Genomic DNA, 23004 nt, shown 5'->3' with positions numbered 1-23004 from the left:
AGTTATAGGTCTGCAAGACTTCAAAACTGATTTTGATATAAAACTTACTTCTTCCAGATTCAAAGCGCTGTTGCCCCGTTGGGAACAGTTGCTTGTACAAGTTATGCCTGATGACCATAGCAAGTCGGTCCCACCCCTTCCCATCCCGAACAGGACCGTGAAACGACTTTGCGCCGATGATAGTGCTGCAACCAGTGTGAAAGTAGGTTATCGTCAGGCTAGTTATAAGAGAAAAACCCCCGTAAGCCTTAGCGCGCACAAGTTCGCGCTAAGTGCAAACGGGGGTTTTTTTTCGTCTGGAGATTTGTGATTGTTCGGGACCGTAGGGCGGAAGAGCGCAGCGTCACCCGCCGATTGGGCTCGAACAGCGATAACGGTATTCGAGCCAATTCCGCGGATGACGGCCTTCGGCCTCTTCCGCCCTACAAATACGATGGCTGCTTACACGCCCCACACCACGTCGTAGCCACCCTTGCGTGCTTCGCGCAGCATATCCAGCAACGGATACGCTCGGGTCGAGAACGACACGATTTCCATCTCTTCATGGTCGGTGTCGTCGCCCTGTTCGTTATGATGCGCGTCGACGTCGCGCTTGACCTGCTCCGACGTCGGATGCGAGCGGCTTTCAGCGATTTCCCTCTCGAGGATTTCAACCGCTTTTGGCGCTTCGGCAGCGGTAATAATCCCCTGGTCGCTATCTTTTTGCAGCAAGTCGAGGATGCGCTTGGCGTGGTCTTTGTACATCATGACGTCGGCTGCGGCTTTGGAGTGAAATGTGATTAACATGGTGTTTTCCGATCTTACGTTTGATGACTAAACGATAACACGAACTGCACTTTCATTCACCCCGCACACGTACATGCGGGCAGTTTAATCATGCGCTTTTGCCTTGCTGGCGACGAAATAAACCAGCGAGGCGGTCTGCAAGGCCACGGCGATGGCCAAGGTGAGGCGGAAAGCATCGACAACCTGCATTCCATTCGCCTTCAGGCCATCGGCCACCACCCCAAAACCCCACTGCGTCGCGAATGCGCCGACGAACAACATCAGGTTATACGCTGAGTTGGCGCGGCCGGCCAGTGCCGCCGGGAATGACAGCGCCAGGTAAGACTGCACCAGGGTTGTCACAGGCACGCACAGGGCAAGCACCAGCCAGAGTATCCAGGCATGTTCCGACTGGGTAAACAGCATGGCCGTCTGCGCCAGCACCATGCCAATGATGCCCGCCGCGATGAGCCGGTGCGGGTTCACGCCGCGCGCCATCAGCCGCGGCGCGGCCCAGCCCAATGCCAGGTAGGCCATCATCAGCACCAGGTTCAGCATGAACAGGATCTCGCTGGCCTCTTGCGGCGACTTGCCCAGCACTGTCGTCATCCACGGGCCCGCCCACAAGGTCTGCAGGGCCACGAACACGCCTTGATTGAACATGCCCAGCGACGCCATGCGCCGGAAGTAGGGCCGCGCGAAGATGCGGCGGTAGCCGCCATCATCGCCCGCACCGGACGCAGTGGTCGAGTTGACCGCCGCGAAGTGCCGCTCGACGCTGCGCAGCGACAGGAAGATCGCCGCCGACACCATCAACAACAGCGCCGCCACGACCCAGAAAATGCCACGCCAGCCAATTGCCGGCAGCGCCAGCGTCACCGGGACGGTCGCGGCCAGCGCGCCGGCGGTGCCGGCAACCAGCATCCAGCTTGCCAGCTGGCTTTGCTGCTCTGGCGCGAACCACAAGCGGTACGCCTTGAAAGCGGCCATCAGGCAGGCCGACACCCCAATGCCGATCAGCGCGCGGCCGATCCACAAACCGGCCAGCGAATCGCTCATGGCGAACACCGCTGCGCCAATCGCTGCGACTACCAGCAGGGCCGACTCGGTGCGGCGCGGGCCGTACTTGTCGAGCCAGATCCCGAGCGGCAGCTGGAGCGAGCCGAAAGCGACGAAATATGCGGACGACAGCAGGCCCATGTCGGCATTCGACAGGGCCATCTCTTGTATCAGTGCGGGAGCGATGACGGCGTTGATCGACCGCAGTCCATAAGACAGCAGGTAGCCCAGTGCGAAGCAGAGGAAAACCCTTGCTGCCAGCACGCCGCGCAAGGTGCCGCTCATCGCGTCCACGTCAGTTCGGCTTGAACGACGACAGGAACATGTCGACTTCCTGCTGCGGAACGGCCTTCTCCTTGCCCATCACAATAACCTGGTAGACGCGGTTGCCGCGTGCTTCGAAATGGCCGACCAGGCGCATTGGCGTGCCGTTCTGCGCTCCCTTGGCGTCGATGTCGATCGACGACGCTTTCTTTTCTTCGCGGGTGACGGTGGCGCCGATGTTCTTGACCATCGCGGTACGCATCGCCGCAACGGCTGCCTGCGCCTTGGCCGCATCGGGTGCTTCGGCGCTGCCGATGGCGAACACGGTTCCGTCGATCTGCGCGGCCGTCATCGTCATGTCGACGTTCAAGCCATCGAGGTCGACGCTGCGCTTGTGCGATACCGGCTTGTCCGGGAACATGGCCTGGTACGGCGCGTCCGGGCTGTTGTAGTCGCGCCAGTTATAGGTAGGGCTGCACCCGGCCAGCAGACACGCTGTCAGTACGGGCAGAAGCAGGGATGAAAGTAGTGATGTACGCATGCTGCCATGGTAGCAGAACGGCCGCCGCTACAGCTCCCGCAGGCCGCGCCGGAACTGAACCGCCTGGGAGACGTGCTCCGCGCGGACCTCCCGGCTGCCAGCCAGGTCCGCAATGGTGCGCGCCACTTTCAGGACGCGGTGATAGGCGCGTGCGGACCAGTGCAGGCGTAGCATCGCCTCGCGCAGCACGGCCGCGCCGGCGGCGTCCAGACGGCAGTGCTCGTCGACTTCGCGCGGATTCAGCCCTTCGTTCGCCTTCCCTTGCCGCGCCAGCTGCAGATCGTACGCCCGCAGCACGCGCGCTGCGATGACGGCGCTCGGCTCGCCGTCCGCATGCGCCGACAAGGCCGAAGGCAGCATCGCCGGCACCTCGATCTGGATATCGATCCGGTCAAGCAGCGGCCCGGAAATGCGGTCCTGGTAGCGCAGCACCGCGTCGGTCGAGCAATGGCATTTATTGGACGGATGCCCGAGGTAGCCGCAAGGGCAGGGGTTCATCGCCGCGATCAGGTGGAAGCGGGCAGGGAAGTCAGCCTGGCGCGCGGCGCGCGAGATGGTGATGGTTCCCGACTCCAGCGGCTGGCGCAGCACTTCCAGCACGCGGCGGTCGAACTCGGGCAGCTCATCGAGGAACAGCACGCCGAAATGCGCGAGCGAGACTTCGCCGGGACGCGGCACCGAGCCGCCGCCCACCAGCGCGACGCCCGATGTCGTGTGGTGCGGCCTGCGAAACGGCCGCCGCTTCCACTGCGCCGCCGAGAAACCGCCCGCCAGCGAATGGACCGCGGCACTTTCCAGCGCCTCCTCGTCGCTCATCGGCGGCAGCAGGCCGACGAAGCGCGACGCCAGCATGGTCTTGCCGGCGCCGGGCGGGCCGACCAGCAGCGCGCTGTGGCGGCCGGCGGCGGCCACTTCCAGCGCGCGCTTCGCCTGCAGCTGGCCTTTGACGTCGGCGAAGTCGCCGTGCGCTGCCGCTTCGAGTACGGGCATCGGCTGATGCCTCTGCAGCGCGCACTCGCCGCCGCGCGCCGTGAAATGCGCGCATACCTCCAGCAGCGACTGGGCAGGATAGATATGCGCGTTCGGCACCAGCGCGGCTTCGGCGGCGTTAGCCAGTGGAAGGATGAAAGCGCGCGGCTGGCCTTGCGCCCGGCGGTGCATCGCAAACGTCATCGCCAGCGCGCCGCGTATCGGCCGCAACTGCCCCGACAGGGACAGCTCGCCCGCGAACTCGTAGAGATCGAGCCGGTCTCCGGGGATCTGTTCGGAAGCGGCCAGGATGCCCAGCGCGATCGGAAGATCGAAACGCGCCGATTCCTTCGGCAAGTCGGCCGGCGCAAGGTTCACCGTGATGCGGCGCGAAGGAATTTCGTAGCCTGCGTTCTGCAGCGCCGCCCGCACGCGGTCTTTCGACTCGCGCACCTCGGTGTCGGCGAGCCCGACGATGGTGAACGAAGGCAAGCCACGCGCCAGATGTACCTCGACGCTGACCGCAGGCGCATCCATGCCGGCCAGGGCGCGGCTTTTCAGTACGGCGAGGCTCATGGATATTCCTGACGGTTGACGGCGCTTCGCTGATCCTAGAATCGCTGGCCGGATGCTTCTTGTCGCTCGCCAAACGTGCGCGTGTTTTAGGCGCGAACAATTTCCGCAAGTAACTCAGCCACCGCCAGCGGATCGACCGGCTTGACCATGTAATGGTCGAAGCCCGCTTTCAGCGATTCGGCGCCGTCGGCAGGCAGCCCATAGCCGGTAATCGCCACCAGCATCGCGTCGCGCGCTTGCGGCAGCTGGCGCAGGCGCTGTGCGAGTTCTTTGCCATCCATGCCCGGCAGCCCGATGTCGAGCAGGAAGGCATCGAAGCTGGCGGTGGCCGCACGCGCAAGCGCCGCCTGGCCGCTGTGCTCCACCGCGACCAGGTGGCCGCTCGCTTCAAGGAACATCGCCAGCATCTGGGCGCCGTCGACATTGTCGTCGACGACCATCAAGCGCAGCGACATGCCTGCCGCAGCCGAGCCGCGTTCAGGCCACGCCGCCACCTCGGGTGCCTCGCGCGGGGCCAGCCGCGGCAGGCGCACGGCAAAGCTGCTGCCCGCGTTGACGCCGGCGCTCGCCGCCGTTACCGCGCCGCCGTGCAGTTCAACCAGGCTCTTGACCAGCGCGAGGCCAAGTCCCAGCCCGCCATGCGCGCGGTCGCTGCTGCGTTCGGCCTGCGAAAATAATTCAAACACGTGCGGCAGCAGTTCGGCCGAAATGCCGACGCCGTTGTCCGCCACCTTGAGCGTCACATGCTCGTCGCTGGCCTCGAGCGCGACTTCGATGCGGCCATGCTCCGGCGTGTACTTGACGGCGTTGTGCAGCAGGTTGGCCGCGATCTGCACCAGGCGGGTGTAGTCGCCGCACACGGCGACATGTCCGGGCGCGGTCTGCACCACGCAGCGGTGCTTGCGCGCTTCCATCAGCGGGCGTACCTGTTCCATCGCAGCGGCCAGCACGCGCTTGATGTCGACGTCTTCCTGCTGGATGATGGCCATGCCGCTGGTAACGCGCGAGACGTCGAGCAGGTCGTCGACCAGCCCTGTCATGTGCCCGACCTGGCGCGCGATCAGGGCGCCGGTGCTGCGCACCCTGTCGTGATCGAGCGTGCCAAGCTTGAGCAGTTCGGCCGCGGAGCTGATCGGCGCGAGCGGATTGCGCAGCTCGTGCGCCAGCATCGCCAGGAACTGATCCTTGCGCCGGTCGGCCTGCACCAGCGCCGCTTCCGCGCGTGCCCGTTCGACCGCGATCCACATGCGGTGCGCGACATCCTCGACCACTTCAATTTCGTCGGCGCGCCACGCGCGCGGATGGCTGGAGTTGATGATCAGGCAGTTGATGATGGCGCCGGCGCGGTGATTCGGCACTGCGATGGCCGAGCGGATACCGAGCGCGTAGAAAGCTGGAAACACATTGCCCGTGCTGGTACGCGGGTCGTTCGCGATGTCTTCGCATACCCAGGTTGTGCCGTTTTCGATCGACTTGAAATTCTCGCTGCCGAAGCTGGCGGCGGGAAACGTGCCGACCAGTTCCAGCGCCGGTGCGACCGCATAATTCGAATGAAAAGTCATCACGTGCTGGTCGCAGTCGTAGTCGCCCGACAGGACGCGGCTGGCGTTAAGGTGCTTGCCGAGCAGTTCGGCGGTGACGGACAGGATTTGCGCCGGTTCGGTGTGCGCACGCAGCGCGTCCGACAGGCGCAGCTGGAAGGCCTGGCGCTGTTCGAGCCGGGTGCGCGCCGTGGTGTCCCGAATCACGCAGAAGGCGCCCGCGACGGCGCCGGTTTCGTCGCGCAGCGGCGAATATGACAGTGTGAACGTGCTCGGCTCATCGCGTCCATTGCGCCGGATCATGCGCGTGACGTCTTCGCCCATCGTCGCCTGGCCGCTGAAGGCGGTGTCGATCAGCGGGCGCACCTGTGGCCATAGCTCGGGCCAGACGCGCGGCAGGGACGCCCCCAGTGCTGCCGGATGCTTCTCGCCCAGCAGATAGACGTAGGCGTCGTTATACAGGAAGGTCAGCTCCTCGCCCCATGCGACAAACATCGGAAAGCGCGAATCGAGCATCAGGCCGACGCTGCTGCGCAGCGCTGGCGGCCAGGTATCCGGATGGCCAACCGCGCTGCGCGACCAGTCGGTGGCGCGCAGTACCTGTCGATGCGGGTCGCTGCCCTGGAACAGGTCGTACGGGGGAGGGCAAGGGGGGCTGGACATCGCGTGTGATCGGTACTCGGCCGAATTGATAGCTGAGCACGATAGCACACGCGACGGTGCTAAAAGGCCGGGCGCAACAGTGCGCGCCGCAGATACAACAATTACGGTTTGGCGTCGATGCCCGCTTCCAGGTCGGCGATGCGCTTTTCCAGCGCGTCGAGCTTGGCGCGGGTCTTTGCCAGCACCTGGGCCTGGATATCGAACTCCTCGCGGGTGACGAGGTCTAGCTTGGAGAAGCCCTGCGTCATCATCGCCTTCACGTTCTTTTCGATGTCCTTGGCAGGCGAACTCTCGATGGCCTGGTTGATCTTGCCCTGCAAGTCGGTGAAGAAGTTGTTCATGTCCATCTGATGTCCCTGTTGAAAGGCGACGCACCATCAAGGTGCATGCGGGTCTTAATCTGGTGCGGTGGGCGCCATCAGGCCGGCCGCACCGCTGTGAATACGCTAAAAATAGGTCTGAATGGCTAAAAAACAAGTCCGGGACGGGCAAAAAACGCGCTGGCATGAGTCCTGCTATGACATACCTGACCCCCGGTCATCCGAGATTGTAATCCGCAACGACACCATACGTACAAAACCAAGGGAATCGCCCATGAAGAACCTGAAACTGAAGCTGTCCTTTGCTGCCGCGCTCTGCGTGGCGGCGGCAACGTCGGGCGCACCCGTCGCGATGGCGCAAACCGCCGACGGCGAGCTGACCTTCAACGCCGCCCTGACGTCCGACTATCGCTACCGCGGCCTGTCGCAGACGCGCCTGAAGTCTGCCCTGCAGGGCGGCGCCGACTACGTCCACACGCCGAGCGGTTTCTACGTCGGCACCTGGCTGTCGACCATCAAGTGGACCAAGGACCTGGGCGGCGATGGCGACATCGAGTGGGATATCTACGCAGGCAAGCGCGGCGACATCGCCGAAGGCATCAGCTATGACATCGGCGGCCTCGGCTACGTGTACCCGTCCAACGGCCTCAATCCAAGCGCCAACACCTTCGAGCTGTATGGCCAGGTCGGCATGGGCCCGGCGTACATCAAGTACTCGCATTCGACCACCAACCTGTTCGGTACCGCCGACAGCAAGGGCAGCGGCTACCTCGACCTGGGCGCCAACGTCGAACTGTCCACCGGGCTGGTGCTGAACCTGCACGCCGGCCGCCAGCGCGTCGCCAACAACGGCGCCTTCAGCTACAACGACTACAAGATCGGCCTGACCAAGGACATGGGCTTCGCCAGCGTGTCGCTGGCGGTCATCAAGGCCGACACCAAAGCGTATTTCAGCCCGGTCAACGGCAAGGACCTGGCCAAGACCGGTGCCGTGCTGTCGATTGCCAAGACTTTCTAATAGCGAGACAACCATGAAGATGATCACCGCCATTATCAAGCCCTTCAAGCTCGACGAAGTGCGCGAAGCGCTTTCCGAGATCAACGTGCAAGGCATTACGGTGACCGAAGTGAAGGGCTTCGGGCGCCAGAAGGGCCACACCGAGCTGTACCGCGGCGCCGAGTACATCGTCGACTTCTTGCCAAAGACCAAGATCGAAATCGCGGTCGACGACGCCATCGTCGAGCAAGTCATCGAAACGATTGAAAAGGCTGCGCGTACCGGCAAGATCGGCGACGGCAAAATCTTTGTCGCTAACCTGGAGCAGGTAGTGCGCATCCGTACCGGCGAAACCGGCAACGAAGCACTCTGAGGGGAATACTGAATGAAAAAAACGATAACAACATGGCTGGCCGGCGCCGCGGTACTGTTCGCGCTCACCGGCTCGCTGCCTGCCTTCGCGCAGGATGCCCAGGCGCCAGCGCCTGCTGCCACCGCTACAGCAACTGAGGCCGCCACGCCTGCCGCTCCCGCGGCAGCACCCGAGCTTGCAGCGCCGGCCACCGCCGCCACCGCCGAGCCGGCGGCCGCGCCGGCAGCCGCGCCGCTGGTGCCGAACAAGGGCGACACCGCCTGGATGTTCATTGCCACCATCCTCGTCATCATGATGTCGCTGCCCGGCCTGGCGCTGTTCTACGGCGGCCTGGTGCGCTCGAAGAACATGCTGTCGGTACTGATGCAGATCTTCATGGTGTTCTCGGTGATCATCGTGCTGTGGTGCCTGTACGGCTACTCGCTCGCCTTCACTGCCGGCAGCGCCTTCATTGGCGGCTTCGACCGGGCCATGCTCAACGGTATCTGGGATCCTGCACAGGGCGCGTTCGCCTATGCCGCCACCTGGAGCAAGGGCGTCGTGATTCCCGAGTTCGTGTTCGTTGCCTTCCAGGGCACGTTTGCGGCCATTACCTGCGGCCTGATCGTCGGCGCCTTCGCCGAGCGCGCCAAGTTCTCGGCGGTGCTGGCGTTCATGGTGCTGTGGTTCACCTTCAGCTACCTGCCGGTCGCCCACATGGTCTGGTTCTGGACCGGTCCCGATATGGTCACCGACGCGGCCAGCGCGGCTGCAGAGGGCGCCAAGGCGGGCTTCCTGTTCCAGATGGGCGCGCTCGACTTCGCCGGCGGTACCGTGGTGCACATCAATGCGGCAATCGCCGGCCTGGTCGGCGCCGTGATGATCGGCAAGCGCGTCGGCTACGGCCGCGAATCGATGGCCCCGCATTCGCTGACGATGACGATGATCGGCGCCTCGATGCTGTGGGTCGGCTGGTTCGGCTTCAACGCCGGCTCGGCGCTGGAAGCGGGCGACATCGCCGCCCTGGCCTTCATCAACACCCTGCTGGCCACCGCTTGCGCGACCGTGTCGTGGGTCATGGGCGAGTGGATCTTCAAAGGCAAGCCGTCGATGCTGGGCGGCGCCTCCGGCGCGGTTGCCGGCCTGGTGGCCATCACCCCGGCCTGCGGCTTCGTCGGACCGATGGGCGCGCTGGCGATCGGCCTGCTGGCAGGCATCATCTGCCTGTGGGGCGTAACTGGCCTCAAGCGCATGATCGGCGCCGACGACTCGCTCGACGTGTTCGGCGTGCACGGTGTCGGCGGTATCGTCGGCGCGCTGCTGACGGCGGTGTTTGCCGCGCCGTCGCTCGGCGGCCAGGGCATCTTCGATTACATCACCAACAAGCCGTCGCCCGATTACTCGATCGGCGGCCAGCTGGTCACCCAGCTGTGGGCGGTCGGCACCACGGTGCTGTGGTCGGCCGTGGTGTCGTTCCTGGCCTACAAGCTGGTCGACGTGGTCATCGGCCTGCGGGTACCGGAAGAAGAAGAGCGCGAAGGCCTCGACATCACCAGCCACGGCGAATCGGCGTACCACGCCTGATCCAGCCTGAATTGAGCCAAGGCGCCCTGCGGGGCGCCTTTTTACGTTGTGGCGGGATCAAACACCTTTAAAATGGCGGTATCGGCCCAATTTAGGCCTCTTAAAATTATCAAAAAAGCCTGAAGGACGTCTAATCCATGGTTCCGCACCTCGCCACAGCCCTGACCGGCCCCCTGCACGATCTCGAGAAAAAAGTCCTGGAAGCCACGCCGGCGATCGAGCGCTGGTTCCGCCTCGAATGGCAGGAGCACACGCCGCCGTTCTACTGTTCGGTCGACTTGCGCAATGCCGGCTACAAGCTGGCCCCGGTCGATACCAACCTGTTCCCGGGCGGCTTCAACAACCTGGCCACCGAAATGCTGCCGCTGTCGGTGCAGGCCGCCATGGCCGCGATCGACAAGTATTGTCCTGATGCGCGCAACCTGCTCTTGATTCCCGAAAGCCACACGCGCAATCCGTATTACCTGCAAAACATCGCGCGGATGATGCAGATCTTCCGCCAGACCGGCCTGCACGTGCGTCTTGGCTCATGGTCGCCGGAGATCACCCAGCCAACGCCGCTGGCGCTGCCTGACGGCAACATGCTGGTCATCGAGCCGCTGGTGCGGTCGGCCAACGGCCGCCGCCTGGGTTTGAAAGATTTCGATCCATGCACCATTTTGCTGAATAACGACCTGTCGGCGGGCATCCCGTCGATCCTGGAAAACGTCCATGAGCAGTCGCTGCTGCCGCCAGTGCACGCCGGCTGGGCGGTGCGCCGCAAGAGCAACCACCTGGCGGCCTACGATGAAGTGGCCAAAAAGTTCGGCAAGCTGATCGATGTCGACCCGTGGATGGTCAACCCCTTCCACGCCAAGTGCGGCCAGATCAGTTTCGACGAGGATACCGGCTCCGAATGCCTGGCTGACAACGTCACCATGCTGCTGGCCAAGATCAAGAAGAAATACAAGGAATACGGCATCAAGGACCAGAAGCCGTTCGTCATCGTCAAGCCGGACGCCGGCACCTATGGCATGGGCATCATGACGGTGCGCGACGCCAGCGAAGTGCGCGACCTGAGCCGCAACCAGCGCGCGCGCATGTCCGTCATCAAGGATGGCGTGGCCGTCACCGACGTCATCATCCAGGAAGGCGTGCCGACCTTCGAGAGCATCAATGACGCCGTCGCCGAGCCGGTGGTCTACATGATCGACCGCTATGTCGTGGGCGGCTTCTACCGCGTGCACGCCGAGCGCGGCATCGACCAGAACCTGAACGCGCCGGGCTCGCAGTACGTGCCGCTGGCCTTTGCCCAGCAGCATGCCGTGCCTGACCTGAAGGCGAAACCGGGCACGGCGGCGCCGAACCGCTTCTATGTGTATGGCGTGGTGGCAAGGCTTGGCTTGCTGGCGGCGTCGCTGGAAATGGAACGCACCGATCCGAATCCCGAAGTGTACTGATCACCGCCGTTCCCGCGTCCGCCTCGGCGGCCGCGCTAACGGTGTTGGCCCTGCTTCAACCTCACTCGGCGTTTCCGGCTAAAATCAGGGTATTACCTGCAATGGAACCGCCCATGAAACTCGCTTTCCTCGCCGACCCGCTGTCCGGCTTCAAGACCTACAAGGACTCGACCTTCGCCATGATGCGCGAAGCGGCGCGGCGCGGCCATACGATTTACGCGTTCGAGCAGAACGACATGGCGCTCGAAGGCGGCATCGTCAGCGCGCAGATTGCGCACATCACGCTGACCGGCGACGCCGACGACTGGTTCCGCGCCACGCCCAAGACCAGCGCGCGCCTGTCCGAGTTCGACGCGGTCATCCTGCGCAAGGATCCGCCGTTCGACATGGAGTACGTGTACTGCACCTACCTGCTCGACCTGGCCGAAAGGCAGGGCGCCTGCGTGGTCAACAAGGCCCAGGCGGTGCGCGACCACAATGAGAAGCTGGCAATCACCCAGTTCACCGAGTTCACCTCGCCAACCCTGGTGAGCTCGGACTCGACCCGGCTGCGCGCCTTCCACGCCGAGCATCGGGACGTGATCTTCAAGCCGCTCGACGGCATGGGCGGCGCCGGCATCTTCCGCATCCGCGACGACGCCATGAACCTCGGCTCGGTGATCGAATCGCTGACCGAGCTGGGCACCCGCACCATCATGGCCCAGCGCTACATTCCCGAGATCGTCAAGGGCGACAAGCGCATCCTGGTCATCGGCGGCAAGCCGGTGCCGTTTTCGCTGGCCCGCATCCCGCAGGGCGGTGAAGTGCGCGGCAACCTGGCCGCCGGCGGCATCGGCGTGGCCCAGCCGCTGACCGCGCGCGACCGCGAAATCGCCGAGGCCCTCGGCCCGACACTGGCGGCGCGCGGCCTGTTGCTGGTAGGATTAGACGTCATCGGCGATTTCCTCACCGAGGTAAACGTCACCAGCCCGACCTGCTTCCAGGAGATCGCCGACCAGGCCGGATTCGACGTGGCCGCGATGTTCATCGACGCGGTAGAGCAGCAGGCGGGTAAATAGCATGGTCGGCATCCTGTTGCTTACCCACGCCCCGCTGGGGCAGGCGTTCATCGCGGCGGTGGAGCACGTGTTCCGCGGTCCGACCGAACGCTTCGAAGCGATCGATGTCGCCGCCGACCAGGACATCCACCAGGTCAATGAGCTGGCCAAGCAAGCGATCGCGCGCCTGAACGACGGCAGCGGCGTGCTGGTCATCACCGATATCAAGGGCGGCACGCCGTCCAATTGCTGCAATTCGCTGGCGTCGGAAGGCTGCGTCGAAGTCATCGCCGGCATCAGCCTGCCGATGCTGCTGCGCGCGATCACCTATCGCCGCGACACGCTCGACGTGGTCGTTGAAATGGCGCTGGCCGGCGCGCAGAGCGGGGCGGTACGGGTGGATAACCGGATCCGTGTCGGTCCGGGATAGGAAACGGCTGCGCGCAGCGCGGCCGTATAAACAGCGCAGTTAAGCGTGATAGAGACGAGACAAAATGACTCAACAAGAACTAGAAATTATCAACAAGCTGGGCTTGCACGCACGGGCTTCGGCAAAACTCACGCAACTGGCAGCAAAATTCCAAAGCGATGTCTGGCTGACGCGTAATGCGCGCCGGGTCAACGCCAAGTCGATCATGGGCGTGATGATGCTGGCCGCCGGCATGGGCGCCAAGGTCACGCTGGAAGCCGACGGCCCCGACGAAAACGACTGCGTCGCGGCCCTCTCGGCGCTTATCAACGACAAGTTCGGCGAAGGCGAGTAATGCGCGAGCGCGCATCGCCCCGCTTCCATACAGGTCCGCCAATGGCATCGTTCACGCTGCATGGCATTCCGGTCTCGCGCGGTATCTCGATCGGCCGCGCGCACCTGCTCACGCCCGCGGCGCTCGACGTCAAGCATTACCTGGTGCCCGAAGAACAGCTTGAAGCCGAGGTGCGCCGCCTGCAGGATGCCATCGCAGAAGTGCATCGCGGCCTGCAGGCGTTGTGGACCGACCTGCCGAAGGACGCCCCGACCGAGCTGGGCGCGTTCATCGACGTCCATGCCCTGATCCTGTCCGACCCGATGATTTCCGAAGCGCCGCTCGACATCATCCGCACGCGCCACTACAACGCCGAGTGGGCGCTGGTGACGCAGATCGACGAGCTGTCGGCGCAGTTCGACGAGATCGAAGACCTCTACCTGCGCGAGCGCAAGGCCGACATCCAGCAGGTCGCCGAGCGCGTGCTGAAGGTGCTGATGGGGACCGCCCAATTGATGCCGCCGCGCGCCACCGCCAGCGCCGACGACTACCAGCCGCAGATGATCGTCGTCGCGCATGACATTTCACCGGCCGACATGCTGCAGTTCCGCGACCGCTCGTTCATCGGTTTCGTCACCGACGTGGGCGGCCAGAACTCGCACACCGCGATTGTCGCGCGCAGCCTGGACATACCGGCCGCCGTGGGCATGTCGCAGGCGTCGCAGCTGATCGAGCAGGACGACTGGGTGATCATCGACGGCGACGCCGGCGTGGTGATCGCCAACCCAAGCGCGCTGGTGCTGGACCAGTACCGCGAGCGCCAAGCCGCGCAGATCCGCGCCCGCAAGAAGCTGCAGAAGCTCAAAAAGACGCCGGCCATCACGCGCGACGGCGTGCCGGTGGCGATGCTGGCCAATATCGAGCTGCCCGACGACTGCCCGGGCGCGCTCGACTCCGGCGCCGAAGGCGTGGGGCTGTTCCGCTCGGAGTTCCTGTTCATGGGGCGCACCGGGCATCCGCACAAGATCCCCGGCGAGGACGAACAATTCGAGCAGTACCGCAAGGCGGTGCTGGCCATGAAGGGCAGGCCGGTAACCATCCGCACGCTCGACATCGGCGCCGACAAGCCGCTTGATCCGACCGAACACAATGCACTGAACCCGGCGCTGGGCCTGCGCGCGATCCGCTACTGCCTGGCCGAGCCGCAGCTGTTCCTGACCCAGCTGCGCGCGATCCTGCGCGCGTCGGCGTTCGGCAAGGTGCGCATCCTGATCCCGATGCTGGCGCACGCGTTTGAAATCGACCAGTCGCTGGCGATGATCGAGCAGGCCAAGGCGCAGCTGCGCGAGGCCGGCCACAAGTACGACCCGGCGGTGCAGGTCGGCGCGATGATCGAAATCCCGGCCGCCGCCTTGTCGCTGCCGATGTTCGTCAAGCGCATGAACTTCCTGTCGATCGGCACCAATGACCTGATCCAGTACACGCTGGCGATCGACCGCGTCGACTACGAAGTGGCGCACCTGTACAACCCGCTGCATCCGGCGGTGCTGCAGCTGATCGCGATGACCATCAGTGCGGGCCAGAAGGCCGGCATCGACGTCGCCGTCTGCGGCGAGATGGCGGGCGACACCAAGCTTACCCGGCTGCTGCTGGGGATGGGCCTGCGCGAGTTCTCAATGCATCCGGCCCAGCTGCTGTCGGTCAAGCAGGAGATCCTTACCTGCGACATGGCGAAGCTGGCCACGCAGACCCGCAAAATCCTGCGCACCAGCGAGCCGTCGGCGATCAGCGAAGCGGTCGAGCAGTTGCAATCAATCTGAAACACCCACAGTAAAGTCTCATGCAATCCATTGGAATAGTCTCGCCCAGTTCGATGCACTTCACCGAACCGCTGGCGCTGAAAAGCGGCGCGCAGATCGGCGGCTACACGCTGGTCTACGAAACCTACGGCACCCTCAACGCCGACTGCTCGAACGCGGTGCTGGTCTGCCATGCGCTCAACGCCTCGCACCACGTGGCCGGCACCTATGCCGACCAGCCGAAAAGCGCTGGCTGGTGGGACAACATGGTCGGCCCCGGCAAGCCGCTCGATACCGACCGCTTCTTCGTCATCGGCGTCAACAACCTCGGCTCCTGCTTCGGTTCGACCGGCCCAATGCACGACAACCCGGCCACCGGCAAGCCTTACGGCGCCACCTTCCCGCTGGTGACGGTGGAAGACTGGGTCTCCGCGCAGGCGCGCCTGGCCGACGCGCTGGGCATCACGCAGTTCGCCGCGGTGATGGGCGGATCGCTGGGCGGCATGCAGGCGCTGGCCTGGAGCATGATGTACCCGGAGCGGCTGCGCCACTGCGTGGTGATCGCATCGACGCCGAAACTATCGGCGCAAAACATCGCCTTCAACGACGTCGCGCGCCAGGCGATCCTGACCGACCCCGACTACCACGGCGGCGACTTCTACGCGCATGGCGTGGTGCCGAAGAACGGCCTGAAGGTGGCGCGCATGGTCGGCCATATCACTTACCTGTCGAACGACGACATGGCCGAAAAATTCGGCCGCAAGCTGCGTAACGCGGCCGAGAGCAACGAGTACAAATTCGACTTCGGCGTCGACTTCGAGATCGAGTCGTACCTGCGCTACCAGGGCGACAAATTCTCCGAGTACTTCGACGCCAACACCTACCTGCTGATCACCAAGGCGCTCGATTACTTCGACCCGGCGCGCGACTTCGGCGGCGACCTGGCCAAGGCGCTGGCCGGCACGCGCGCCGAATTCTTCGTGGCCTCGTTCACCACCGACTGGCGCTTCTCGCCCGAGCGCAGCCGCGAGATCGTCGAGGCGCTGCTGTGCAACCGGCGCCGCGTTACCTACGCCGAAATCGACGCGCCGCACGGCCACGACGCCTTCCTGCTGGAAGACCCACGCTACATGAACATGGTGCGCGCTTACTACCAGCGCATCTGGGACCAGATTTCCGAGGTGCGCGCATGAATTTCGACGACCTCTCCAGCCTGAGGCCCGACCTGGCCTTCATCGCCCACTGGGTGCCGAAGGGCGCGCACGTGCTCGACGTCGGCTGTGGCGACGGCGCCATGCTGCGCTACCTGCACAGCGACAAAAGCTGCACCGGCTACGGCATTGAAATCGACGACGACAAGCTGCTGGAAAGCGCCGCGCGCGGCATCGACGTGATCCAGCACGACATGGAAAAGGGCCTCGCCATCTTCGGCGACAACTCTTTCGACACGGTGCTGTGCCTGTCGTCGCTGCAGATGATGCAGCACGTCGAAGCGCTGCTGCGCGATATCGTGCGGGTTGGCGCCGAAGCGATCGTCTCGTTCCCCAACTTCGCCTACTGGCCGCACCGGGTGGCGCTGCTGCGCGGGCGCATGCCGGTATCGCGCTCGCTGCCATACCAGTGGTACGACACGCCGAACGTGCGCTGCGCAACCATCTACGATTTCGAGGAACTCGCACAGGAGTGCGGGCTCGAAGTGCTTGAGCGCGTGGCGCTGGTTGGCGGCCGGCCGGTAACGGTGCTGCCGAACCTGCGCGGCAGCCTGGCGGTTTTCCGCCTGCGCAAAAAAGGCCGTACCGCGCCCTGACGCGCACGGGCGACCATATCGTGTGCGACTTTGGGCGGATTTTTGAGATGATGGTGTTATCAGATAAACAAAACGGTACGCACATGAAGAAGCTCACGCAAATCTCCCTCGCGCTCACGCTCGCTGTCTGCGCCGGCGTCGCGCCAGCCCAGCAGAAGGAGTCCCAGGTACAGGACGGCATCCAGGTCAGGCCGATGCCGCGCTACCGCGTGCTGGCGTCGGAAGACCAGATGGAACAGCAGGCCAAGCAGCAGTACGCCGCCATGATGGCTGAAGCGCAGAAGCAGGGCGCGCTGGCGCCGCCGAACCACCCGCAGGTGGTGCGCTTGCGCACCATCGCCAAGCGCATCATCCCCTACTCGACACGCTGGAACCCGGCCGCTGAAAAGTGGAACTGGCAGGTCAACCTGATCGGCTCCGACCAGGTCAATGCCTTCTGCATGCCGGGCGGCCGTATCGGCTTCTTCAGCGGCATCCTGACCAAGCTCAGGCTGACCGACGACGAAGCCGCGGCCATCATGGGCCACGAGATCGCCCACGCGCTGCGCGAGCACGGGCGCGAGCAGGCGGTCAAATCGACCGGCACCGCGATGGGCTTGCGCCTTGGCGGCGCGCTGCTGTCTGGCTGGCTCGGGATCGATCCGCGCATGACCGACACGGTGGCGCAGTACGGCACCCAGTTGCTGTCGCTGAAGTACTCGCGCGACGACGAGCGCGAGGCCGACCTGATTGGCCTCGACCTGGCCGCGCGCGCCGGTTACGACCCGCGCGCCGGGATCGTGCTGTGGCAGAAGATGGCCGCGCAAAGCAAGGGCGCACCAGCCAGCTGGCTGTCGACGCACCCGGGCGGCGCCGACCGCATCCGCCAGATGAACGACCACATGGGCGTGCTGCTGCCGCTGTACGCGCGCTCGAAGGGCACCACCGCGGCCAAGCTGCCGCCGTACCGCACCACCGCACTGAGATAAATGGGACGGCAAGCCGCTAACAACGCCCTCCGGCCGCTCCCTGTCAGGGACGGCGTCGCGCCAAGCTACCTGTGGCTCGACGAGGACCGCGCCGGCGGCATGCTGGCCTTCCTGTGCGAGCAGTTTCCGGCGGTCGGCGAGGACGCCTGGCGCGGCCGCATGGCGCGCGGCGAGGTGGTTGACGGCGCCGGCGCAGTGCTCGATGAAGCGAGCCAGGTCAAGCGCGGCATGCGCATCTGGTACTACCGCGAGATCGAGGTGGAGACGCCGATCCCGTTCGAGGAGCGGGTGCTGTTCCGCGACGAGCACCTGGTGGTGGTCGACAAGCCGCACTTCCTGCCGATGACCCCGAGCGGGCGCTTCCTGCGCGAGACTTTGCTGGTGCGGCTCAAGGACAAGCTCGGGCTGGCGCACCTGACCCCGATCCATCGCCTCGACCGCGAAACTGCCGGCGTGGTGATCTTCTCGCACTGCGAAGCCAGCCGCGGCGCCTATCAGTCGCTGTTTCAGCAACGCAGCGTCGAGAAGACCTACGAAGCGCTGGCGGCGCCAATGGCTGGCCGCAGCTTCCCGTTCGTTTACCGCAGCCGGATGGTTGACGGCACCCCGTTCTTCCGCATGCAGGAAACCGAAGGCGAGCCGAACTCGGAAACCCTGGTCGACGTGATCGGCGCGCGCGGCGACGCGCTGCTGTACCGTCTGGAACCGCACACCGGCCGCAAGCACCAGCTGCGCGTGCACATGGCGAGCCTGGGCGCGCCGATCCTCAACGACGCCTTCTATCCGGTCGCGCTGCCCTGCAAGGGAGATGATTTTTCAACGCCGCTCAAGCTGCTGGCGCGCTCGATCGCCTTTCGCGACCCGCTAAGCGGCCAGCAGCGCCGCTTCGACAGCGAACGCATACTGGAGGCCGGCCTGGCCTGAAAGACGTGGAAGGTCAGCACCGGCACGCCGACGACCGGCAGGCAGTGCCAGCCTGCCTGAACCTTCGGCGGTGGTATTGCTTACGCGGGTATTTACACGCCGTAATCGATGATCAGCGGCGCATGGTCGGAGAAACGCTCGTCCTTGTAGATGGCGACGGTTTTCGCCTGCGACGCAATGCCGGGCGTGGCAACGTGGTAATCGATGCGCCAACCGACGTTCTTGGCCCATGCCTGGCCGCGATTGCTCCACCAGGTGTACTGCTCCTCGCGCTTGTCGATGCCGCGGTGGACGTCGACGAATCCGCACTCGTCGAACACGCGCGTCAGCCAGGCGCGTTCTTCCGGCAAAAAGCCCGAGTTCTTCTTATTGCCCTTCCAGTTTTTCAGGTCGATCTCGTGATGCGCGATATTCCAGTCGCCGCAGATCACCACTTCGCGGCCCTCGGCCTTCAGTTCGAGCAGGTGCGGCAGGAACACCTCCATGAAGCGGAACTTCGCCTCCTGCCGTTCAGGCGAGGACGAACCGGACGGGCAGTACACCGAGATGATCGACAGGTCGCCGAAATCGCAGCGCACGTAGCGGCCTTCGGCGTCGAACTCGGGGCAGCCGAAACCGGTGCGCACCGCATCGGGCTTGGCGCGGCTGTAGATGCCGGTGCCCGAATAGCCTTTCTTCTCGGCGTAGTGGAAATGGCCGTGGTAGCCGCCCGGGGTAAGGAACTCCTCGGTCATGTCAGGCAGTTGCGCTTTCAGCTCCTGCACGCAGACGAAGTCGGCGGTTTGGGCAGCCATCCAGTTGAAGAAGCCCTTCTTGTGGGCGGAACGGATTCCGTTCAGGTTCGCTGAAATAATTCTTGGCATGGGTCCAGGGGGAGGTGGGTGGCGTAAAATACCGCCAGATTTTAACAGTGAGGTTTCAGTGAATAATTTGCGCCAACAGTTTATCGCTTTTTCGGTGTCCACGGGCGTGTTGCGCTTCGGTGAGTTTACGACCAAGGCAGGGCGCCTGTCGCCATACTTCTTCAACGCCGGCCTGTTCCACGAAGGCGCGACGCTCGGCCAGCTGTCGCAGTTCTATGCGCAGACGCTGCTCGACTCTGGCGTCGAATTCGACATGCTGTTCGGTCCGGCCTACAAGGGCATCACGCTGGCCTCGGCCACCGCGGTCGCGCTGGCGGGCAAGGGGCGCGACACCTCGTTCGCCTTCAACCGCAAGGAAGCCAAGGACCACGGCGAAGGCGGCACCATCGTCGGCGCCAAGCTGCAAGGGAAGGTTGTCATTATCGACGACGTGATCTCGGCCGGCACCTCGGTACGCGAATCGGTGCAGATGATCCGCGCCGCCGGCGCCGAGCCGTGCGCAGTCCTGATCGCGCTCGACCGGATGGAGCGTTCGGGCAAGGACGACGCGCTGTCGGCCAGTTCGGCGGTCCAGGAAGTGAGCCGCGAGTTCGGCATTCCGGTGATCTCGATCGCCAACCTCGACGACCTGTTCACCTACCTCAACGCCCACAGCGCCGACCCCCAGTTGGCCCAATACAAGGAAGCCGTCGCCGCCTACCGCACCCGTTACGGCGTATAAACATTCCAAAATCGGGGACAGACCACCATTTTAGAAGATTCTAAAATGGTGGTCTGTCCCCGATTTCGGAACGTTTTGGAGAGGTGAAGAACTGGGAGCTTAGCCTGCCAGTTTTTTCTTCAGCAGTTCCGTCAGCTGGGCAGGGTTTGCTTTGCCCTTCGACGCTTTCATCGCCTGGCCGATCAGCGCGTTGATGGCCGCTTCCTTGCCGGCGCGGTATTGTTCAACGGATTTCTCGTTGGCGGCCAGTACGTCGTCGACGATCTTTTCCAGCGCGCCGCTGTCCGAAATCTGGCGCAGGCCCTTCTGGTCGATGATCGCGTCGGCAATGTGCTCGTCGGTCGATTTGGCTTCCCACATCGCGCCGAATACTTCCTTGGCGATCTTGTTGGAGATGGTGCCGTCGGCAATCCGCTTGAGCAGCAGCGCGAGCTGCGATGCTTCCACCGGCGACTGCGCAATGCCGACGCCTTCGCGGTTCAGCGTCGACGAGACGTCACCCATCAGCCAGTTGGCCGCGGCCTTGGCGTTTTCCTTGCCGGCCTTGGATACTACGGCTTCGAAATAGGCCGCCATCTCGTGCGACGAGGTCAGAATCAGGCTGTCGTATTCCGGCAGCGCATAGTCGCTGACAAAACGCACGCGCATCGCCGCCGGCAGTTCCGGCATGTCGGCCTTGACGCGCTCGATCCACTCCGGCGAGATCACCAGCGGCGGCAGGTCCGGGTCAGGGAAGTAGCGGTAGTCTTGCGCGTCTTCCTTGGTGCGCATGGCGCGCGTTTCCTTCTTGTCCGGGTCCCACAGGCGCGTGGCTTGCTGCACCTTGCCCCCGTCTTCGATCAGCTCGATCTGGCGCCGCACTTCGTAGGCGATCGCTTCTTCCATGAAGCGGAACGAGTTGAGGTTCTTGATCTCGCAGCGGGTGCCGAATTCGGTTTGCCCGAGCGGGCGCACCGAGACGTTGACGTCGCAGCGGAACGAGCCTTCCTGCATATTGCCGTCGCAGATGCCGAGCCAGACCACCAGCGAGTGCAGCGCTTTCGCGTACGCCACCGCTTCGGCCGAGCTGCGCATTTCCGGCTCCGAGACGATCTCCAGCAGCGGCGTGCCGGCGCGGTTGAGGTCGATGCCGGTCATGCCCGCGTAGTCTTCGTGCAGCGACTTGCCGGCGTCTTCCTCAAGGTGGGCGCGGGTCAGGTTGACCGTCTTGGTTTCGAGCTTGCCGTCCTTCTCGTAGCCGAACGTCAGCTGGCCGCCGATGACCACCGGTTCTGCGAACTGGCTGATCTGGTAGCCCTTCGGCAGGTCGGGGTAGAAGTAGTTCTTGCGCGCGAAGACCGAGCTTGGCGCGATCTTGGCGCCCACCGCCAGGCCGAGACGGATGGCGCGTTCGACCGCGCCCTTGTTCATCACTGGCAGCACGCCCGGCAGCGCCAGGTCGACCGGGCTGGCCTGGGTGTTCGGCTCGGCGCCGAACTGGATCGAACTGCCGCTGAAAATTTTGGAGTTGGTCGTGAGCTGGACGTGGTTCTCAAGACCGATGACGACTTCCCATTGCATAGGTTTCTCGCTTCTTTGAATGTTAGATGCCGGACGGGGCGCGCGTGTGCCAGTCGGTCGCCAGCTGGTACTGGTGTGCGATGTTCAGCAGCTTCGCTTCGGCGAAGTAGTTGCCGATGATCTGCAGGCCGACCGGGCGCTGGCTGTTCTTGTCGCCTTGACCGAAGCCGCATGGGATCGACATGCCTGGCAGGCCCGCCAGGCTGGTCGACAGGGTGAAGATGTCGGCCAGGTAGTTGGCCACCGGGTCGTTCGACTTGTCGCCCAGGTCCCACGCCACCGTCGGCGCCACCGGGCCCATGATGACGTCGCACTTGTCGCCCAAGACGGACTGGAAGTCGTCGGCGATCATGCGGCGGATCTTTTGCGCCTGCAGGTAGTAGGCGTCGTAGTAGCCGTGGCACAGCACGTAGGTGCCGACCATGATGCGGCGCTGTACCTCGGGGCCGAAGCCTTCGGCGCGCGATTTCTTGTACATGTCCTGCAGGTCTTTGTACTCGGCGGCGCGGTGGCCGTAGCGCACCCCGTCGAAGCGCGACAGGTTCGACGACGCTTCGGCCGGCGCGATGATGTAGTAGACCGGGATCGACAGCGACGTCTTGGGCAGCGTGATGTCGACCAGCGTTGCGCCCAGCTTGACGAATTCGTCGAGCGCGCCACGCACCGCCTGTTCAACGTCGGCAGCCAAACCTTCGCCGAAGTACTCTTTCGGCACGCCGATGCGCAGGCCGGCGAGCGGCTTGGCCAGGTCGCGCGCGAAGTCTTCGCGCACATTGCCTTGTTCGGCCGTCAGCGAGGTCGCATCGCGCTCGTCGAAGCCGATCATCTCGTTGAGCAGCAGCGCGCAGTCTTCCGCGGTCTGGGCGATCGGGCCGCCCTGGTCGAGCGAGGAGGCAAACGCGATCATGCCGAAGCGCGAGACGCGTCCGTAGGTCGGCTTGATGCCGGTGACGCCGCAGAACGAGGCCGGCTGGCGGATCGAGCCGCCGGTGTCGGTGGCGGTGGCCGCCGGCGCCAGGCGCGCGGCGATCGCGGCAGCCGAGCCGCCCGAGGAGCCGCCTGGCACCGCCAGCTTGTCCCATGGGTTCTTGACCGCGCCGAACGCCGAGTTCTCGTTCGACGAGCCCATCGCGAATTCGTCGCAATTGAGCTTGCCGAGGTTGACCATGCCGGCGCTGTTGAAGCGCTCGACGACGGTGGCGTTGAACGGGCTGGTGTAATTGCCCAGCATTTTCGATCCGGCCGTCGAGCGCCAGTCGCGCGTGACGAAAATGTCCTTGTGCGCGATCGGCACGCCGGTCAGCGGTCCGGCGCTGCCGCCGGCCAGGCGCGCATCGGCCGCGGCCGCTTGCGCCAGGGTCAGCGATTCATCGACGTGCAGGAATGCGTTAAGGTCGCTCGACTTGATACGGGCGAGGTACTGCGACGCCAGTTCGGTGGCGGACACCTGTTTCGAATGCAGGAGTTCGGACAGCTGTTTCAGTGTTTTAGTATGCATGGCTGATGATCGAA

22 protein-coding genes and 1 rRNA gene are annotated in these 23004 nt (G+C 64.3%); 14 read left to right on the top strand and 9 right to left on the bottom strand.

Translation table 11 applies throughout. The features are described from left to right. Nucleotides 1-106: 106 nt before the first annotated feature. Nucleotides 107-219: ribosomal RNA gene (gene rrf, locus I4X03_RS17215) — 5S ribosomal RNA — on the top strand. 222 nt (nt 220-441) lie between these two features. Here rrf and I4X03_RS17210 read toward each other — a convergent pair. The 6 genes from I4X03_RS17210 to I4X03_RS17185 form a co-directional block, all read right to left on the bottom strand. Continuing rightward, nucleotides 442-786 (bottom strand): DUF1840 domain-containing protein, encoded by a 345-nt coding sequence (locus tag I4X03_RS17210; RefSeq protein WP_223469467.1) that lies wholly within the window; start codon nt 784-786, stop codon nt 442-444. A gap of 84 nt (nt 787-870) precedes the next feature. Further along, on the bottom strand, nt 871-2109 hold the full coding sequence (locus I4X03_RS17205) for an MFS transporter (RefSeq protein WP_223469481.1): 1239 nt from the start codon (nt 2107-2109) through the stop codon (nt 871-873). Nucleotides 2110-2119: 10 nt separating this feature from the next. Continuing rightward, complete coding sequence (locus tag I4X03_RS17200; protein WP_223469466.1) at nt 2120-2629, bottom strand: hypothetical protein; 510 nt, start codon at nt 2627-2629, stop codon at nt 2120-2122. A gap of 27 nt (nt 2630-2656) precedes the next feature. Further along, nucleotides 2657-4174: a YifB family Mg chelatase-like AAA ATPase gene (locus I4X03_RS17195; protein WP_223469465.1), complete on the bottom strand. Its 1518-nt coding sequence runs from the start codon at nt 4172-4174 to the stop codon at nt 2657-2659. Nucleotides 4175-4260: 86 nt separating this feature from the next. After that, entirely contained in the window at nt 4261-6378 is a 2118-nt protein-coding gene (locus I4X03_RS17190) for a hybrid sensor histidine kinase/response regulator (protein WP_223469464.1), read from the bottom strand. 101 nt (nt 6379-6479) lie between these two features. Beyond that, nucleotides 6480-6725, bottom strand: a complete 246-nt coding sequence (locus tag I4X03_RS17185) for an accessory factor UbiK family protein (RefSeq protein WP_223469463.1) — start codon at nt 6723-6725, stop codon at nt 6480-6482. A gap of 247 nt (nt 6726-6972) precedes the next feature. Here I4X03_RS17185 and I4X03_RS17180 point away from each other — a divergent pair, with 247 nt between their 5' ends. The 12 genes from I4X03_RS17180 to I4X03_RS17125 all read left to right on the top strand — a co-directional run bounded on the left by I4X03_RS17180 (nt 6973) and on the right by I4X03_RS17125 (nt 18348). Beyond that, on the top strand, nt 6973-7716 hold the full coding sequence (locus I4X03_RS17180; protein ID WP_223469462.1) for a TorF family putative porin: 744 nt from the start codon (nt 6973-6975) through the stop codon (nt 7714-7716). Nucleotides 7717-7729: 13 nt separating this feature from the next. After that, nucleotides 7730-8068: a P-II family nitrogen regulator gene (glnK, locus tag I4X03_RS17175; RefSeq protein ID WP_223469461.1), complete on the top strand. Its 339-nt coding sequence runs from the start codon at nt 7730-7732 to the stop codon at nt 8066-8068. A 12-nt stretch (nt 8069-8080) separates the two neighbouring features. Then, a complete protein-coding gene (locus tag I4X03_RS17170; RefSeq protein ID WP_223469460.1) occupies nt 8081-9631 on the top strand; it encodes an ammonium transporter in 1551 nt (516 codons plus the stop codon). A 137-nt stretch (nt 9632-9768) separates the two neighbouring features. Beyond that, complete coding sequence (gshA, locus tag I4X03_RS17165; protein WP_223469459.1) at nt 9769-11070, top strand: glutamate--cysteine ligase; 1302 nt, start codon at nt 9769-9771, stop codon at nt 11068-11070. Nucleotides 11071-11183: 113 nt separating this feature from the next. Then, entirely contained in the window at nt 11184-12128 is a 945-nt protein-coding gene (gene gshB, locus I4X03_RS17160) for a glutathione synthase (protein WP_223469458.1), read from the top strand. Between the two features lies 1 nt (nt 12129). Then, the gene (locus I4X03_RS17155; RefSeq protein ID WP_223469457.1) at nt 12130-12537 is read left to right on the top strand and encodes a PTS sugar transporter subunit IIA; all 408 of its coding nucleotides are present in this window, start codon (nt 12130-12132) and stop codon (nt 12535-12537) included. Between the two features lie 64 nt (nt 12538-12601). Continuing rightward, entirely contained in the window at nt 12602-12871 is a 270-nt protein-coding gene (locus I4X03_RS17150; RefSeq protein WP_223469456.1) for an HPr family phosphocarrier protein, read from the top strand. Nucleotides 12872-12912: 41 nt separating this feature from the next. Next, entirely contained in the window at nt 12913-14670 is a 1758-nt protein-coding gene (gene ptsP, locus I4X03_RS17145; RefSeq protein WP_223469455.1) for a phosphoenolpyruvate--protein phosphotransferase, read from the top strand. A 20-nt stretch (nt 14671-14690) separates the two neighbouring features. Then, a complete protein-coding gene (gene metX, locus I4X03_RS17140) occupies nt 14691-15842 on the top strand; it encodes a homoserine O-succinyltransferase MetX (RefSeq protein ID WP_223469454.1) in 1152 nt (383 codons plus the stop codon). Next, nucleotides 15839-16456 carry a methionine biosynthesis protein MetW gene (metW, locus tag I4X03_RS17135; protein ID WP_223469453.1) on the top strand — a complete coding sequence of 206 codons (618 nt, stop codon included), beginning with the start codon at nt 15839-15841 and terminating at the stop codon, nt 16454-16456. The genes metX and metW overlap by 4 nt, the downstream gene beginning before the upstream one ends. A gap of 83 nt (nt 16457-16539) precedes the next feature. Beyond that, nucleotides 16540-17424 carry a M48 family metallopeptidase gene (locus tag I4X03_RS17130; protein ID WP_223469452.1) on the top strand — a complete coding sequence of 295 codons (885 nt, stop codon included), beginning with the start codon at nt 16540-16542 and terminating at the stop codon, nt 17422-17424. Then, a complete protein-coding gene (locus I4X03_RS17125) occupies nt 17425-18348 on the top strand; it encodes a pseudouridine synthase (RefSeq protein ID WP_223469451.1) in 924 nt (307 codons plus the stop codon). A 92-nt stretch (nt 18349-18440) separates the two neighbouring features. On the opposite strand, the gene I4X03_RS17120 is transcribed toward I4X03_RS17125, so the two are convergent. Next, nucleotides 18441-19211 (bottom strand): exodeoxyribonuclease III, encoded by a 771-nt coding sequence (locus I4X03_RS17120; RefSeq protein ID WP_223469450.1) that lies wholly within the window; start codon nt 19209-19211, stop codon nt 18441-18443. Nucleotides 19212-19269: 58 nt separating this feature from the next. On the opposite strand from I4X03_RS17120, the gene pyrE reads away from it, so the two are divergent. Continuing rightward, a complete protein-coding gene (gene pyrE / locus I4X03_RS17115; RefSeq protein ID WP_223469449.1) occupies nt 19270-19932 on the top strand; it encodes an orotate phosphoribosyltransferase in 663 nt (220 codons plus the stop codon). 99 nt (nt 19933-20031) lie between these two features. Here pyrE and gatB read toward each other — a convergent pair whose 3' ends face one another. After that, a complete protein-coding gene (gatB, locus tag I4X03_RS17110; RefSeq protein WP_223469448.1) occupies nt 20032-21492 on the bottom strand; it encodes an Asp-tRNA(Asn)/Glu-tRNA(Gln) amidotransferase subunit GatB in 1461 nt (486 codons plus the stop codon). A gap of 22 nt (nt 21493-21514) precedes the next feature. Continuing rightward, nucleotides 21515-22990, bottom strand: a complete 1476-nt coding sequence (gatA, locus tag I4X03_RS17105; protein ID WP_223469447.1) for an Asp-tRNA(Asn)/Glu-tRNA(Gln) amidotransferase subunit GatA — start codon at nt 22988-22990, stop codon at nt 21515-21517. Nucleotides 22991-23004 lie beyond the last annotated feature (14 nt).

The sequence above is a fragment of the Massilia soli genome (genome assembly GCF_016809835.1).
GTDB lineage: Bacteria > Pseudomonadota > Gammaproteobacteria > Burkholderiales > Burkholderiaceae_D > Telluria_A > Telluria_A soli.
The sequence above is the reverse complement of the archived record's forward strand: the minus strand, read 5'-3'. Positions and strand labels throughout refer to the sequence as shown.

Coding starts and splice junctions, on each gene's coding strand:
- gatA (WP_223469447.1), bottom strand. CDS start 22,990: ATGCATACTAAAACACTGAAACAGCTGTCCGAACTCCTGCATTCGAAA.
- I4X03_RS17130 (WP_223469452.1), top strand. CDS start 16,540: ATGAAGAAGCTCACGCAAATCTCCCTCGCGCTCACGCTCGCTGTCTGC.
- I4X03_RS17205 (WP_223469481.1), bottom strand. CDS start 2,109: ATGAGCGGCACCTTGCGCGGCGTGCTGGCAGCAAGGGTTTTCCTCTGC.
- glnK (WP_223469461.1), top strand. CDS start 7,730: ATGAAGATGATCACCGCCATTATCAAGCCCTTCAAGCTCGACGAAGTG.
- I4X03_RS17170 (WP_223469460.1), top strand. CDS start 8,081: ATGAAAAAAACGATAACAACATGGCTGGCCGGCGCCGCGGTACTGTTC.
- I4X03_RS17190 (WP_223469464.1), bottom strand. CDS start 6,378: ATGTCCAGCCCCCCTTGCCCTCCCCCGTACGACCTGTTCCAGGGCAGC.
- gshB (WP_223469458.1), top strand. CDS start 11,184: ATGAAACTCGCTTTCCTCGCCGACCCGCTGTCCGGCTTCAAGACCTAC.
- I4X03_RS17180 (WP_223469462.1), top strand. CDS start 6,973: ATGAAGAACCTGAAACTGAAGCTGTCCTTTGCTGCCGCGCTCTGCGTG.
- metW (WP_223469453.1), top strand. CDS start 15,839: ATGAATTTCGACGACCTCTCCAGCCTGAGGCCCGACCTGGCCTTCATC.
- I4X03_RS17210 (WP_223469467.1), bottom strand. CDS start 786: ATGTTAATCACATTTCACTCCAAAGCCGCAGCCGACGTCATGATGTAC.
- gshA (WP_223469459.1), top strand. CDS start 9,769: ATGGTTCCGCACCTCGCCACAGCCCTGACCGGCCCCCTGCACGATCTC.
- ptsP (WP_223469455.1), top strand. CDS start 12,913: ATGGCATCGTTCACGCTGCATGGCATTCCGGTCTCGCGCGGTATCTCG.
- I4X03_RS17195 (WP_223469465.1), bottom strand. CDS start 4,174: ATGAGCCTCGCCGTACTGAAAAGCCGCGCCCTGGCCGGCATGGATGCG.
- I4X03_RS17155 (WP_223469457.1), top strand. CDS start 12,130: ATGGTCGGCATCCTGTTGCTTACCCACGCCCCGCTGGGGCAGGCGTTC.
- I4X03_RS17125 (WP_223469451.1), top strand. CDS start 17,425: ATGGGACGGCAAGCCGCTAACAACGCCCTCCGGCCGCTCCCTGTCAGG.
- gatB (WP_223469448.1), bottom strand. CDS start 21,492: ATGCAATGGGAAGTCGTCATCGGTCTTGAGAACCACGTCCAGCTCACG.
- I4X03_RS17150 (WP_223469456.1), top strand. CDS start 12,602: ATGACTCAACAAGAACTAGAAATTATCAACAAGCTGGGCTTGCACGCA.
- I4X03_RS17185 (WP_223469463.1), bottom strand. CDS start 6,725: ATGGACATGAACAACTTCTTCACCGACTTGCAGGGCAAGATCAACCAG.
- I4X03_RS17120 (WP_223469450.1), bottom strand. CDS start 19,211: ATGCCAAGAATTATTTCAGCGAACCTGAACGGAATCCGTTCCGCCCAC.
- I4X03_RS17200 (WP_223469466.1), bottom strand. CDS start 2,629: ATGCGTACATCACTACTTTCATCCCTGCTTCTGCCCGTACTGACAGCG.
- metX (WP_223469454.1), top strand. CDS start 14,691: ATGCAATCCATTGGAATAGTCTCGCCCAGTTCGATGCACTTCACCGAA.